We start from the raw sequence: 13,405 nt of genomic DNA, 5'->3' as shown, positions 1-13,405 counted from the left end.
CTATCAGACTCTTTCGGGCCCGATTCCCGGTCGAAGCGGGATTCGCTTTCCAGGTATTCGCTTTCGCGCTTTCCTTTCCGGCGATTCCGACTCTATCAGAAGGTTTCCACCGGATTTCCCGGCTTCGGATTCCTGGATGAGGAGTCGAATGCGGCCCCGCATGGAATTCAATTCCTTGGGGCGAGAGAGACTTTAAACCATCACTGCCGAACTTGTCCAGTTCGAGGCAACCGTTCGAATCTACCTCCCCGCTCGGTCCGTGTCAACGGGCTTTGCGGGACGACGAGGAGACTAGCAGCTCAGCGGGCCCGTCCGCACATCACGCAGCGGTGGGGAGCGTCGCCGTCTGGTCGGCGGCTTCGACGTCGCCCACCTCGCCCGCGCGGGAGGCCCTGCCGCCCAGGACGTACACGTAGACCAGGAAGGCCGCCTCGGCGGCGATGCCGATCAGGATGCGGGCCCAGGTCGGGAGGCCGGAGGGGGTGACGAAGCCTTCGATCAGGCCCGAGACGAAGAGGACCGCCGCGAGGCCCAGGGCCATGCCGAGGGCCGCCCGGCCCTGTTCGGCCAGGGCGGTCCGGCGCGTGCGGGGGCCCGGATCGATGACCGTCCAGCCCAGGCGCAGGCCCGTGCCCGCGGCGACGAAGACCGCCGTCAGTTCGAGCAGGCCGTGCGGGAGGATCAGGCCGAGGAAGACGTCGAGGCGGCCGGCGGCCGACATCAGGCCGATGCCGACGCCGACGTTGACCATGTTCAGGAAGAGGATCCAGAGCACCGGCAGGCCCAGGAAGGCGCCGAGGACCAGGCACATCGCGGCGGCTTTGGCGTTGTTCGTCCAGACCTGGGCCGCGAACGAGGCCGCGGGGTGGCTGGAGTAGTACGTCTCGTACTCGCCGCCCGGCCGGGTGAGGGCCTTCAGGTCCTCCGGGGCCCCGATCGCCCCCTGGACCTCGGGGTGCGTCGCGATCCACCAGCCGATGAGCACACCGACGGCGGTGGAGAGCAGCGCGGTCGGTATCCACCAGCGGCGGCTGCGGTACACGGCCGCCGGGAAGCCGGCCGTGAAGAAGCGGGCGGCGTCGCGCCAGCTCGCCCGGCGGGTGCCCGTCACCGTCGCGCGGGCGCGGGCGACCAGCTGGGTCAGCCGGCCGATGAGCATCGGGTCGGGGGCGCTGGACTGGATCTGGGAGAGGTGGGTCGACGTGCGCTGGTAGAGCGCGACGAGCTCGTCGGCCTCGTCGCCGGTGAGCTTGCGGCCGCGGCCCAGGAGCTGCTCCAGGCGGTCCCATTCCGCGCGGTGTGCCGTCACGAAGACGTCGAGATCCATCCGGTTGCCGCTCCCCTGCCCCAGGTCCCCAGTTTCTGCCTACTCGTAATGTGTTCAGCTTGGCAGACTGGGTGCCAAAGGGGCGGGTCAGGTCACGTGAAGGGTGTTGTGGTGAGCGATCTGGTGACGGGGGACGCGGTAGTCCTGGGGCTCCGGCCCGCGAGGGTGCCGAGCCGGGCGCTGGCCTACGTCCTCGACCTGGTCGTGTACCTGCTGGCCTATCTGATCGTCATGATCGGGCTGGTGTTCGCGATGGCGGAGCTGGACGACGCCGCGCAGGCGGCGGTGACGGTGGCGAGCGGGCTGCTGCTGGTGGTCGGTGTGCCGATCGCGGTGGAGACGCTGACCCACGGGCGGTCCCTCGGCAAGCTGGCCTGCGGGCTGCGGGTGGTCCGGGACGACGGCGGCCCGATCCGTTTCCGGCACGCGCTGGTGCGCGGGTCCATGGGGGTCGTGGAGCTGCTGATGACGTTCGGGTCCGTGGCGTGCATCGCCTCGCTCGCGTCGGAGCGGGGCCGGCGGATCGGTGACGTGTTCGCGGGGACGCTGGTGGTACGGGAACGGGTGCCCGGGGCGCGGGTCATGCCGGTGCCGCCGCCGCCCCCGTGGCTGGCCGGCCGGTTCGCCGGGCTGGACCTGTCGGGGGTGCCGGACGGGCTGTGGCTGGCGATACGCCAGTACCTGACGCGGATGGCCCAGCTGGATCCGCAGGTGGGCGCGGCGATGGCGGCGCGGCTCGCGGACGACCTGGTGGCACGGACCGGTACGCCGCCGCCGGCCGGGGTGCCGGCGGCCGCGTACCTGATGGCCGTCGTGCACGAGCGGCAGTCGCGGGACGCGGCGCGGGCCTTCGCGGGCACGGTCCCGGGTGGGACGCCGGGCGCCGCTCCGGTGGGGGCGCCGGGCTGGGCTTCCGCGCCCGCTTCGGTGCCGGTGCCGGTGCCAGTGGCAGCGCCGGTCACGGCTCCGGCTCCGGCCGTCGCTCCCGGGTACGCCGACCCCGCCGGGCCTGCGGTGCCGCAGGCGCCGCGCAACCGTGGTGGGTTCGCGCCGCCCGCCTAGCCAGTGCCGTGCCCTAGCCGGTGGGGTCCGGGAACGTCGAGGGCGGGGTCTCCAGGTGCTCCAGCTCGATGCCCGGCGCCGAGAGGACCACGTCCCCGGCGATGTGGACGGTGTGCACCTCGCCGGTGTCCAGCGCGCTGACCTCGTACGCGTCCACCAGGAGCGGGCCGCTGTCCGTGGGGTGCTCCTCGCGCCGCAGCAGGGCCCAGGACTGGTCGACCGTACGGGGGGCCAGCACCGGGTCGGTGAGGGCGACGAGGCGGACGCGGGTGCCCGGGGCTCCCGGCGTCGGGCGGAGCAGGCGGGCCGTCGCGACGAGGAAGGCCGGTGAGGTGCCGGTGAAGCCCGGGGCGCGGACGGTGCCCTCGGTGGCCTCGGCGCCGGCCGGGTCGGTGCGGACCCAGGTGACGCCGTCGATGGCGGCCCCCCGTACCTGCCAGCTGTACGCGTTGGCCTCCAGGCGGATGGGGCGGCCCAGCTCGTCGATCGCCAGGTCGACGGAGCCCCGGTGGTCGCCGTTCGGGGCGGTGAGCTGGGAGACGTAGCGCCAGCCGGAGGGGCCGGGCGCGCAGTGGAAGTGTTCCTCGCCGAGGGGGGTGTGGTCGTGCGGGTCGTGGAGCGAGTAGCGGCCGCGGGGCATGGCGTACTCCCTGGATCGTTCACGTCGTGCGTGCGCACGGGGCAGGCCCCCGGCAGGTGTGCCGGGGGCCTGACTCGGAAAGGGCCGGGTGCTGCGGATCCGTGGGGATCAGTAGCGGTAGTGGTCCGGCTTGTACGGGCCGCTCACGTCGACGCCGATGTAGGCGGCCTGCTCCGGGCGCAGGGTGGTGAGGCGGACGCCGAGGGCGTCGAGGTGGAGGCGGGCGACCTTCTCGTCGAGGTGCTTGGGCAGCACGTAGACGTCGGTCGGGTACTCGGAGGGCTTCGTGAAGATCTCGATCTGGGCCAGGGTCTGGTCCGCGAAGGAGTTCGACATGACGAAGGAGGGGTGGCCGGTCGCGTTGCCGAGGTTGAGCAGGCGGCCCTCGGAGAGCACGATGAGGACCTTGCCGTCGGGGAACTTCCAGGTGTGGACCTGGGGCTTGACCTCGTCCTTGACGATGCCGTCGATCTTCGCGAGGCCGGCCATGTCGATCTCGTTGTCGAAGTGGCCGATGTTGCCCACGATCGCCTGGTGCTTCATCTTGGCCATGTCGGCGGCCATGATGATGTCCTTGTTGCCCGTGGTCGTGATGAAGATGTCGGCCGTCGCCACGACGTCGTCGAGGGTGGCGACCTGGTAGCCGTCCATGGCGGCCTGGAGGGCGCAGATCGGGTCGATCTCGGTGACGATGACGCGGGCGCCCTGGCCGCGCAGCGACTCCGCACAGCCCTTGCCGACGTCGCCGTAGCCGAAGACGACGGCGGTCTTGCCGCCGATGAGGACGTCGGTGGCGCGGTTGATGCCGTCGATCAGGGAGTGGCGGCAGCCGTACTTGTTGTCGAACTTCGACTTGGTGACGGCGTCGTTCACGTTGATCGCCGGGAAGAGCAGGGTGCCCTCGGCCATCATTTCGTACAGGCGGTGCACGCCGGTGGTGGTCTCCTCGGTCACGCCGCGGATCTCGGACGCGAGCTGCGTCCACTTCTGCGGGTTCTCACCGAGGGTGCGGTTGAGGAGCGTGAGGATGTACGCGTACTCCTCGGAGTCCGCCGTGGACGGGTCCGGGGCCGCGCCGGCCTTCTCGAACTCGACGCCCTTGTGGACGAGGAGGGTGGCGTCGCCACCGTCGTCGAGGATCATGTTCGGGCCGCCGGTGGGGGTGTTCGGCCAGGTCAGCGCCTGCTCGGTGCACCACCAGTACTCCTCCAGCGTCTCGCCCTTCCAGGCGAAGACGGGGATGCCCTGCGGGTTCTCCGGGGTGCCGTTCGGGCCGACCGCGATGGCGGCGGCCGCGTGGTCCTGGGTGGAGAAGATGTTGCACGAGGCCCAGCGGACGTCGGCGCCGAGGGCCGCGAGGGTCTCGATGAGCACGGCCGTCTGCACGGTCATGTGCAGGGAGCCGGTGATCCGGGCACCGGCCAGGGGCTGGGCGTCCGCGTACTCGGCGCGGATCGACATCAGGCCCGGCATCTCGTGCTCGGCCAGGGTGATCTCCTTGCGGCCGAAGGCGGCAAGGGAGAGGTCTGCGACCTTGAAGTCCATGGGTGCTGCTCCTCATGGTTCGAGAGGGTGGGTACGGCTCTGGGCCGTGCGCCGGACGGCTGGGGTACCCCGGACGAGTCTGGGGGATGGAACACCGAGCACAGTCCGTCGGGGGCCCTCTCTCCCCTCGGCCGGTCGCGAAGACCGCCCGCCGCCATCAGCAGCGACGCCTGACACTGATGACGAATCTACACCGATCGGCGGCGCGTGCCCCAGTCGCCCGGGGGAAGAGGCCAGTTCTGAGGTCGGGTCCTCCGGCGGGAGGTTTCGGGGCCTTTCGGACTTTCAATCCACCTCTGACGTGCGGGAGGATGCCGGTGGATCGGTACTTCCGCACGATCCCCGCAGGACACACGGCGTGAAGGAGATTTCTGTGACCAGTCCGGCCGGCCCTCCCGCAGGCGGGGGCGCAAGCGGGCAGAAGCGCCTGAAGCTGCTCGCCGTCACCGCGTGTCCCACGGGCATCGCGCACACCTACATGGCCGCGGAGAAGCTCCAGCAGGCCGCCGACGAGCTCGGCATCGACATGAAGGTGGAGACGCAGGGCTCCATCGGTGCCGAGAACGTGATCACTGACAACGATGTCAAGTCCGCCGACGGCATCATCATCGCCGCCGACAAGGAGGTCGACCGGGAGCGCTTCGCCGGCAAGCGGGTGCTGTCGACCGGAGTCGCCGACGGCATCCACAAGCCGAAGGAACTCATCGAGCGGGTCCAGAGCGCTCCGGTGCAGGCCGGGACCGCCCCGGCGGGCGGGGACGGGAGCGGGGGCGGCCGGGAGCGCAGCGCCGCGTACAAGGCCCTCATGAACGGCGTCTCCCACATGATCCCGTTCGTGGTCGTGGGCGGGCTGCTGCTCGCCGTCTCGATCGCGCTCGGCGGGCACTCCTCCTCGAAGGGCATCACCTTCGACGAGGGGTCCTTCTGGTTCTACGTCAACGCGCTCGGCACCCTCGGTTTCACGCTGATGCTGCCGATCTTCTCCGGCTACATCGCCTACGCCCTCGGCGACCGGCCGGCGCTGGTGCCCGGCATGATCGGCGGCTTCCTCGGCGCCGACGCCACCACCATCTACAAGGCCGACGCGAACGCCGGCTTCCTGGGGGCCATCGCCACCGGGTTCCTGGCGGGCTACCTCGTCATCTGGATCAAGAAGGTGAAGGTCCCGAAGTTCGTCCAGCCGATCATGCCGATCATCGTGATCCCGATCGTGTCGACACTGGCGCTGGGGCTGTTCTACATCTACGTGATCGGGCAGCCGATCTCCTGGGTGTTCACGCACCTGACCAGCTGGCTGAACGGGATGACCGGCTCCAGCGCGGTCCTGCTGGGCGCCATCATCGGCCTGATGATCGCCTTCGACATGGGCGGGCCGGTCAACAAGACGGCCTTCCTCGTCGCGGTCGGCCTGATCGGCACCAACAACACCGTCATGGGCATGGCCGCCGCCGCGATCCCCGTCATGCCGCTGGGCCAGGGCCTGGCCACGCGGCTGCGGCGCACGATGTACAGCGACCAGGAGCGCGAGACCGGCATCGCCGCGCTCTTCATGGGCTGCTTCGGCATCTCGGAGGGCGCGATCCCCTTCGCCGCCGCGCGGCCGGCGCAGGTCATCCCGGCGAACATGCTGGGCGGCGCGGTGGCCGGTGCCATCGCGGGCATCGCCGGGGTCACGAACTCGGTGCCGCACGGCGGCCCGATCGTCTCCGTGTTCGGCGCCGTCGGCGGGGTCGGCATGTTCTTCGTCGCCATCGCGGCGGGCACCGTCGTCACCGCGCTGACCACCAACGCCCTGATCGGGCTCAAGCAGCGCCGGGCGGGCGACGCGCCGGCCGGCCCGAAGGCGCCGGCGTCCGAGCCGGTGCTGGTCGGAGCGGGTGCGGGGACCGGAGTCGCCGCCGGTGCGGGTGCGGGCGTCGCCGCCGGTGCGGGTGCCGCTGACCCCGTACGGGAGACCGACGTGCCCGCCGCGGCCGTGGACGAGCCCGAGGTGCTGTCCGGTTACCTGACCGGGCGGACCGTGAAGACGGAGCTGGTCTCGGACTCCAAGGAGGCGGCGATCCGCGAGATGGCGCAGATGCTGGCCGGCACCGGGAACGTCCGGGACGTGGACGAGCTGGTACGGGTCGCCCTCGCCCGGGAGGCGCAGGGTACGACCGGTCTCGGCGAGTCCATCGCGATCCCGCACGCCAAGACGGACGCGGTGACCCGCCCCACGGTGGGCTTCGCCCGGTCCGGCGAGGGCATCGAGTGGGGCTCGCTGGACGGTACGAAGGCCCGGCTGGTCTTCATGATCTCGGTGCCCGAGGCCGCGGCGGGCGACGAGCACCTGCGCATCCTGGCGCTGCTGTCGCGCAAGCTCATGGACACCGGGTTCCGGGAGCGGCTGCAGAGCGCTCCGGACGTCCCGGCGGTCCTGGAGGTGCTGCGGGAGATCCGGTAGCACCGCGTACGACGGGTGAGGGCGCCCGCGGCCTGATGGCCGCGGGCGCCCTCACGTGCCGGGCGCGAGCCCGGACCCTCAGTGGCCGTCGCCGCCGGGGGTCTTCGCCGGGTCGGGCGAGGAAGCCGCGGCCGCGGCCTGGTAGATGTCCGGCTCCAGGTAGATCACCCGGGCGATCGGGACCGCCTCGCGGATGCGGGTCTCGGCGGCGTTGATCGCGTGGGCCACCTCGGCCGCGGTCTCGTCGCTCTTGACCGCGATCTTCGCCGCGACCAGCAGCTCCTCGGGGCCGAGGTGCAGGGTGCGCATGTGGATCAGGCTGGTGACGGTGTGTCCGTCGACGACGGCGGCCCTGATCTTCTCGATGTCGTCGATGCCCGCGGCCTCACCGAGCAGCAGGGACTTGGTCTCCGCCGCCAGGATGATCGCGATGACGATCAGCAGGACGCCGATGCACAGGGTGCCGATGCCGTCCCAGACGCCGTTGCCGGTCAGCAGGGCGAGGCCGACGCCGCCGAGGGCCAGGACCAGGCCGACGAGCGCGCCGAGGTCCTCCAGGAGCACGACGGGCAGCTCCGGGGCCTTGGCGCGCTTGACGAACTGGCGCCAGGACAGGTTCCCGCGGACCAGGTTCGACTCCTTGATCGCGGTGCGGAAGGAGAAGGACTCCGCGATGATCGCGAAGAGGAGGACGCCGACGGGCCAGTACCAGTGCGTGATCTCGTGCGGGTCGTGGATCTTCTCGTAGCCCTCGTAGATGGCGAACATGCCACCGACGGTGAAGAGCACGATGGAGACGAGGAAAGCGTAGATGTACCGCTCGCGGCCGTACCCGAAGGGGTGCTCGGGCGTCGCCTCGCGCTTGGCCTTCTTTCCGCCGAGGAGCAGCAGCCCCTGATTGCCCGAGTCCGCGAGCGAGTGGACGCTTTCCGCGAGCATCGACGAGGATCCGCTGAAGAGGTACGCCACGAATTTGGCTACAGCGATGGCGAGGTTGGCGGCGAGTGCCGCCACGATCGCCTTGGTACCGCCCGACGCGCTCATGGATTCAGGGTGTCCTTCCTAGGCACTGTCTACCGGCCGCACATTGTTGCAGCTACCCCGGCGACAGCGCGTCAGACGATCACCGTCGCACGGAATACGGTGCCGGTTCCCGACAGTTCGGCCTTTTCGCCCGCCGGTACGAACACCGACTCGCCGGGCGTCAGACCGAGTTCGCCGACCCGGGGGGCGCCCGCGGTGCAGAGCAGGATCTGCGCGGTGTCCGCCGGGAGCATCCGGGAGGCGCCGCCGGGTGCGAGCAGGAAGCGGGAGAGGCGGAACTCGTCGATGGGGGTCTCGTAGACCTCCTCGCCGTCACCCTCGGGGCGCAGCACGGCCGGGTCGCCCGACTCGAACCGTACGACCTTCAGCAGCTCGGGCACGTCCACGTGTTTGGGGGTGAGCCCGGCGCGCAGCACGTTGTCGGAGTTGGCGAGCAGCTCGACGCCCAGGCCGTCGATGTAGGCGTGCGGGACGCCGGCGCCGAGGAACACGGCCTCGCCGGGCTGGAGCCGGAAGTGGTTCAGGAGCAGGGCGGCGATGATCCCGGGGTCGCCGGGGAAGTGGTGGACCAGGGCGGCGTACGGCGCGTACGGCCCGCCGAGGCGCTCGGCGGCGGCCGCGGTCTCGGTGACGGTGCGGGCCATCTGCTCGCGGTCCGCGGTCAGTACGGCGGTCAGCACCTCGCGCAGCGCGGCGTCCTCGGGGTGGGCGCGCAGCAGGTCGGCGTACGGCTTGAGGGAGTCGACGCCGAGGCCGTCGAGGAGGCCGGCGGTCTCGTCGGGCCGGCGGAAGCCGCAGAACCCGTCGAACGGGGTGAGCGCGCAGATCATCTCGGGCTTGTGGTTGGGGTCCTTGTAGTTGCGGTGCGCCGCGTCGGTCGGGATGCCGCGGCGCTCCTCGTCCTCGTACCCCTCGCGGGCCTGGGCCAGGTCGGGGTGGACCTGGAGGGAGAGGGGGGCGCCGGCGGCGAGGACCTTGAAGAGGAAGGGCAGCCGGGGGCCGAACCTGGCGACGGCCGCGGCGCCGAGTTCGCCCTCGGGGTCGGCGGCGATCAGGTCGGAGAGGCTGGTCTCGCCCGTGCCCCGGTCGAGCCGGGAGGGGGCGCCGGGGTGGGCGCCCATCCACATCTCGGCCTGGGGCTCACCGGTGGGTGCGACCCCGAGGAGCGTGGGGATGGCGGTGGTGGATCCCCAGGCGTAGGGGCGGATCGTGTTCGTCAGGCGGTCCATCGTGGTCTTCCTGGATAGAGCCGGATACGCAGGTGTACCTCAGGCGTGTCCCCCGGAAGCCAACGCCAGGTAGGCGGTGGCGAAATCCGTGACGGCGAGGAGTTCGGCGAGCTGTTCCAGCTCGACGCCCTCCTCCGGTTCGAGCTCGCTGATGGCCGTGTCGTGGCTGAGGGCGAGCTCGCGTGCGGCCGGGGCGGCGGTGAGGCCGCCTGCCGGCCGGTCACGCAGCAGGACGATGCGGGCGCGGAGGGCCTGGGGCTCTTCGACCCGGTCACGGAAGAAGTCTTCGGGATCGGCGCCGGCCGCGAAGGCGCCGGAGAGCAGGACTCCGTGGGCGGGCAGCGCCTCGGGGAGCGCGGCGGCCAGTGCGGGGCGGCCGGCCAGCTCGGCGAGGGTGGCGGCGAACCGGCGTCCGGCGGGCCCGGCTCCGGCGCCCTCGCTCCAGATGAGCGGGAGCGAGTCGGCCAGTTCGGAGGCGAGCGTCTTGGCCGGGTTGGAGTACGTGGCGATGGCGGGCCCGCAGCGTTCGGCGGTGCGGTCGAGCCGGTCCGCGACGAGTTGCAGGGTCGCGGGGGCCGCGGTGATCAGGCCGACCTTGTCGAGCAGCACCAGCAGCGGCGTCAGCAGGGCCCACAGGGCGCCGGGTCCGGCCGCGGCGGATTCGTCGTACTCCTGGTACGGGGCCTTGGCCATCGGGACGAGGAGCCCGTGCGCGCCGTCCACCGCCTCGCTCAGCGGGGAGCGTTCGGGGGCGACGGCGACGACGGTGCAGCCGCGCCGGTACGCCTGCTCGGAGAGGAGGGCGAGGCCGGGCTCGGTGCCGTCGGTGGTGGCGATGAGCAGCAGGTCGACGGGGCCGGCCCAGCCGGGCAGGGCCCAGCGCAGGGCTCCGGCGGCGTGCGCGACGCCGGTGGGGTCCAGCCGGACGACGGGCGCGGAGGCACCGGCGAGGGCGCCGAGCAGGTCGGCGACGCCGGTCGCGGCGGTGCCGGATCCGGCGATGAGGACGGCGCGGGGCCGGCCGTCGGGGCGCAGGTCGGCGAGGCCCGCCTCGGCTGCGTGGCGGGCGGCGGTGCGGACCCTGGCCCCCGCTTCGGCGGCGCCGCGGAGCAGGCCCCTGCGATCGGCGCGGACGAGGGCGTCCGGTGCGTCGAGGAGCGACTCGTCGAGCATGGCGGCCTCCGGCTGTTGGGTGACGGAACCAGTCTGCGCGTCTCGCGGTGCGGGGCGGCTCAGGCGGGGCGGCGGGCCTCGTCGACGAGGAGTACCGGGATGCCGTCGCGGACGGGGTAGGCGAGCCCGCAGTCCTGGCCGGTGCAGATCAGCTCGGGGGCCGTCTCGTCGGCCGACTCGTCCCGGAGGGGCGCGTGGCAGGCGGGGCAGGCGAGGATCTCCAGGAGACCGGCTTCGAGCGGCATGGGGCGCTTTCCCTTCGGACATGCGGTTGGGGCGTGGTCAGCGTACCGCCGAGTCACCCCGGGTGCGGTCCGGTGGTGTCCGGTCGCGGTCCCGCCGCGTGCGGTGGGGCGGCGGGGGTGCCCCGGAGGGCCCCCGCCGCCCCGGGGCGGGGCGGCGGGGGCGCCCGTGGTGCCGGGGGCCGGGGTGGGCGTCAGGCGCGGATGAGGGCCAGGACCTCGTCGCGGACCGTGGCGAGGGTCGCCTCGTCGCGGGCCTCGACGTTCAGGCGCAGCAGCGGCTCCGTGTTGGAGGCCCGTACGTTGAACCACCAGTCGGCGCCGGTCGCGGTCAGGCCGTCGAGCTCGTCCAGGGTGACGTCCTCGCGGGCGCCGTAGGTCTCCTTGACGGCGGCGAGGCGGGCCTTCTGATCGCCGACGGTGGAGTTGATCTCGCCGGAGCCCGCGTAGCGGTCGTAGGAGGAGACCAGGGCGGAGAGGGGACCCTGCTGGCCGCCGAGGGCCGCCAGGACGTGGAGCGCGGCGAGCATGCCGGTGTCCGCGTTCCAGAAGTCCTTGAAGTAGTAGTGCGCCGAGTGCTCGCCGCCGAAGATGGCGCCGCTCTTGGCCATCTCCTCCTTGATGAAGGAGTGGCCGACGCGGGTGCGGACGGGGGTGCCGCCGTGCTCGCGGACGACCTCGGGGACGGACCAGGAGGTGATCAGGTTGTGGATCACGGTGCCGCTGCCGCCGTTGCGGGCCAGCTCGCGGGCGGCGACGAGGGCGGTGATCGCGGACGGGGAGACGCCCGCGCCGCGCTCGTCGATGATGAAGCAGCGGTCGGCGTCGCCGTCGAAGGCGATGCCCAGGTCGGCGCCCTCGGCGAGGACACGGGCCTGGAGGTCGACGACGTTCTTCGGGTCGAGGGGGTTGGCCTCGTGGTTGGGGAAGCTGCCGTCGAGCTCGAAGTACAGGGGGACGACGTCGAGCGGGAGGCCGTCGAACACGGTGGGGACCGTGTGGCCGCCCATGCCGTTGCCCGCGTCCACGACGACCTTGAGCGGGCGGATCGCGGAGAGGTCGACCAGGCCCTTGAGGTGCGCCGCGTAGCCGGGAAGGCTGTCCAGCCCGGTGACCGTGCCGGGGACGGTGCCTTCGGCTATCGCGGGAGCGCCTTCGTCGGTCCACTTCTCGGCCAGCGCGCGGATCTGTGCCAGGCCGGTGTCCTGGCCGACGGGGGCCGCGCCGGCGCGGCAGAGCTTGATGCCGTTGTACTGGGCCGGGTTGTGGGAGGCCGTGAACATGGCGCCGGGGAGGCCGAGGGACCCGGAGGCGTAGTACAGCTGGTCGGTGGAGCAGAGCCCGATGAGGGTGACGTCCACGCCTCGGGCGGCGGCGCCGCGGGCGAAGGCGGCGGACAGGCCCGGGGAGGAGGGGCGCATGTCGTGGCCGATCACGATCGCCGTGGCATCGACGACCTCGATGAATGCCGCGCCGAACAGCTCTGCCAGTGTCTCGTCCCACTGGTCCGGTACGACACCGCGCACGTCGTACGCCTTGACGATGTTCGAAAGATCTGCGGCCACTGCCTGCCCTCCTGAAGGTCCTGTGCGGTGGATCAACCTACCCGCACGGGTCGTACCCCCCGGATCGCGGGAGGGTCAGGATTCGGGCGATCTCAGGACGCGCAGGTGGCCGCGGCGGGTCTCGCCGGCGGTCGGGCCGCCCCGCCCGGGGCCCTTGGCCTCGGCCGGACGCTCCGGCGGGCGGGCGGCTTCGCGTACGGCGTTGGCGAGGGCTTCGAGGTCGTCGCCGCTGGGGCGCGGCGGCGCGGAGCCGTCGGACAGCCGGACGACGTCCCAGCCGCGCGGGGCGGTCAGGCGTTCGGAGTGCTCGGCGCACAGGTCGTAGCAGTGGGGTTCGGCGTAGGTGGCGAGCGGGCCGAGAACTGCGGTCGAATCGGCGTAGACGTACGTCAGTGTCGCGACGGCAGGGCGGCCGCACGCGGTGCGCGAACAGCGACGTACAAGGCTCACGACGTTGGACCGTACCGCACTCTTGACCGGGCCGCGACGACTCTCCCGCCGCTCACCCCCCGTGTCGTGGTCGGCGGCTACCCTGCGGGGGTGACGGACAGCCCGCTTCCCCCCCAACCGGTCGATCTTCCCGCCGAGCCGCGCCAGCGTCGGCGTGACCGCCACGGGCGCGGGATGCGCGGGCCCCTGGCGCCCCCTCAAGTGCCGCTGTCGGCAAGCCGGTCGGAGGTGTTCGGGGACCTCGTGCGGGACTCCGTCGAGCGGTTGGAACGGCGCTTCCCGCAGCTGGCCGAGGTCGAGTTCCTGGTCGGGGACGTGCCCGGTCCGCCGGGCGGCGCGGACACCGGCTGGAACGACGAGGCGGTGCCGCTGGGCGCGGTACAGGAGCCGCGCGAGGGGCGGCCGGCCCGGATCGTGGTGTTCCGGCGGCCGGTGGAGATCCGTACGAAGACGCGCGACGAGAAGGCGCTGCTGGTGCACGAGATCGTGGTGGAGCAGGTCGCGGAGCTGCTGGGCCTCTCGCCGGAGACCGTGGACCCGAGGTACGGCCAGGACTGACGGCCGGGACTGACGGCCGGGACTGACGGCCGGGCCGGCGGTGCCATCAGGGCGCCGTCGCCGATGGCGGGCAGCTCCCGGCCGTCCAGGGAGGCGGTGACCTCCGGGCGCATCAGGTCGTCCTCCA

General features: G+C 72.2%; 12 protein-coding genes. 3 read left to right on the top strand and 9 right to left on the bottom strand.

Going from position 1 to position 13,405, the window contains the following annotated elements; all coding sequences use genetic code 11:
• Positions 1-319: 319 nt before the first annotated feature.
• Entirely contained in the window at positions 320-1,327 is a 1,008-nt protein-coding gene (locus ABT106_RS27150) for a stage II sporulation protein M (RefSeq protein WP_351282311.1), read from the bottom strand.
• A gap of 111 nt (positions 1,328-1,438) precedes the next feature.
• Between ABT106_RS27150 and ABT106_RS27145 the strand changes: the two genes are divergently transcribed.
• Positions 1,439-2,389 carry an RDD family protein gene (locus tag ABT106_RS27145; protein WP_351282308.1) on the top strand — a complete coding sequence of 317 codons (951 nt, stop codon included), beginning with the start codon at positions 1,439-1,441 and terminating at the stop codon, positions 2,387-2,389.
• A 13-nt stretch (positions 2,390-2,402) separates the two neighbouring features.
• Here the strand turns inward: ABT106_RS27145 and ABT106_RS27140 are convergent, their stop codons facing one another.
• Positions 2,403-3,029: a hypothetical protein gene (locus ABT106_RS27140; RefSeq protein ID WP_351282306.1), complete on the bottom strand. Its 627-nt coding sequence runs from the start codon at positions 3,027-3,029 to the stop codon at positions 2,403-2,405.
• 108 nt (positions 3,030-3,137) lie between these two features.
• Entirely contained in the window at positions 3,138-4,574 is a 1,437-nt protein-coding gene (gene ahcY, locus ABT106_RS27135) for an adenosylhomocysteinase (RefSeq protein WP_351282303.1), read from the bottom strand.
• A 373-nt stretch (positions 4,575-4,947) separates the two neighbouring features.
• Here ahcY and ABT106_RS27130 point away from each other — a divergent pair, with 373 nt between their 5' ends.
• Entirely contained in the window at positions 4,948-7,017 is a 2,070-nt protein-coding gene (locus ABT106_RS27130; RefSeq protein WP_351282301.1) for a fructose-specific PTS transporter subunit EIIC, read from the top strand.
• Between the two features lie 78 nt (positions 7,018-7,095).
• On the opposite strand, the gene ABT106_RS27125 is transcribed toward ABT106_RS27130, so the two are convergent.
• From ABT106_RS27125 to ABT106_RS27100, 6 genes are all read right to left on the bottom strand, one after another.
• Positions 7,096-8,061: a cation diffusion facilitator family transporter gene (locus ABT106_RS27125; RefSeq protein ID WP_351282298.1), complete on the bottom strand. Its 966-nt coding sequence runs from the start codon at positions 8,059-8,061 to the stop codon at positions 7,096-7,098.
• 71 nt (positions 8,062-8,132) lie between these two features.
• On the bottom strand, positions 8,133-9,290 hold the full coding sequence (gene manA / locus ABT106_RS27120; protein ID WP_351282296.1) for a mannose-6-phosphate isomerase, class I: 1,158 nt from the start codon (positions 9,288-9,290) through the stop codon (positions 8,133-8,135).
• A gap of 39 nt (positions 9,291-9,329) precedes the next feature.
• Complete coding sequence (locus ABT106_RS27115) at positions 9,330-10,463, bottom strand: SIS domain-containing protein (RefSeq protein ID WP_351282293.1); 1,134 nt, start codon at positions 10,461-10,463, stop codon at positions 9,330-9,332.
• A 59-nt stretch (positions 10,464-10,522) separates the two neighbouring features.
• Positions 10,523-10,708 carry a Trm112 family protein gene (locus ABT106_RS27110; RefSeq protein ID WP_007264456.1) on the bottom strand — a complete coding sequence of 62 codons (186 nt, stop codon included), beginning with the start codon at positions 10,706-10,708 and terminating at the stop codon, positions 10,523-10,525.
• A 191-nt stretch (positions 10,709-10,899) separates the two neighbouring features.
• Positions 10,900-12,270 (bottom strand): phosphomannomutase/phosphoglucomutase, encoded by a 1,371-nt coding sequence (locus ABT106_RS27105; RefSeq protein WP_351282291.1) that lies wholly within the window; start codon positions 12,268-12,270, stop codon positions 10,900-10,902.
• 75 nt (positions 12,271-12,345) lie between these two features.
• Complete coding sequence (locus ABT106_RS27100) at positions 12,346-12,720, bottom strand: DUF3499 domain-containing protein (protein ID WP_351282289.1); 375 nt, start codon at positions 12,718-12,720, stop codon at positions 12,346-12,348.
• Between the two features lie 90 nt (positions 12,721-12,810).
• On the opposite strand from ABT106_RS27100, the gene ABT106_RS27095 reads away from it, so the two are divergent.
• Positions 12,811-13,278 carry a metallopeptidase family protein gene (locus ABT106_RS27095; protein WP_351282287.1) on the top strand — a complete coding sequence of 156 codons (468 nt, stop codon included), beginning with the start codon at positions 12,811-12,813 and terminating at the stop codon, positions 13,276-13,278.
• Positions 13,279-13,405: the final 127 nt, after the last annotated feature.

It is taken from the genome of Streptomyces sp. NPDC002044 (genome assembly GCF_040296725.1).
Lineage (GTDB): Bacteria > Actinomycetota > Actinomycetes > Streptomycetales > Streptomycetaceae > Streptomyces > Streptomyces antarcticus.
Note: the sequence above shows the minus strand (reverse complement) of the source record. Positions and strands in the feature narration are given on the sequence as shown.

What these genes read in the sequence shown, in the direction of transcription:
- ABT106_RS27150 (WP_351282311.1), bottom strand. Translation starts at nt 1,327, where the DNA reads ATGGATCTCGACGTCTTCGTGACGGCACACCGCGCGGAATGGGACCGC.
- ABT106_RS27140 (WP_351282306.1), bottom strand. Translation starts at nt 3,029, where the DNA reads ATGCCCCGCGGCCGCTACTCGCTCCACGACCCGCACGACCACACCCCC.
- ahcY (WP_351282303.1), bottom strand. Translation starts at nt 4,574, where the DNA reads ATGGACTTCAAGGTCGCAGACCTCTCCCTTGCCGCCTTCGGCCGCAAG.
- ABT106_RS27125 (WP_351282298.1), bottom strand. Translation starts at nt 8,061, where the DNA reads ATGAGCGCGTCGGGCGGTACCAAGGCGATCGTGGCGGCACTCGCCGCC.
- manA (WP_351282296.1), bottom strand. Translation starts at nt 9,290, where the DNA reads ATGGACCGCCTGACGAACACGATCCGCCCCTACGCCTGGGGATCCACC.
- ABT106_RS27115 (WP_351282293.1), bottom strand. Translation starts at nt 10,463, where the DNA reads ATGCTCGACGAGTCGCTCCTCGACGCACCGGACGCCCTCGTCCGCGCC.
- ABT106_RS27110 (WP_007264456.1), bottom strand. Translation starts at nt 10,708, where the DNA reads ATGCCGCTCGAAGCCGGTCTCCTGGAGATCCTCGCCTGCCCCGCCTGC.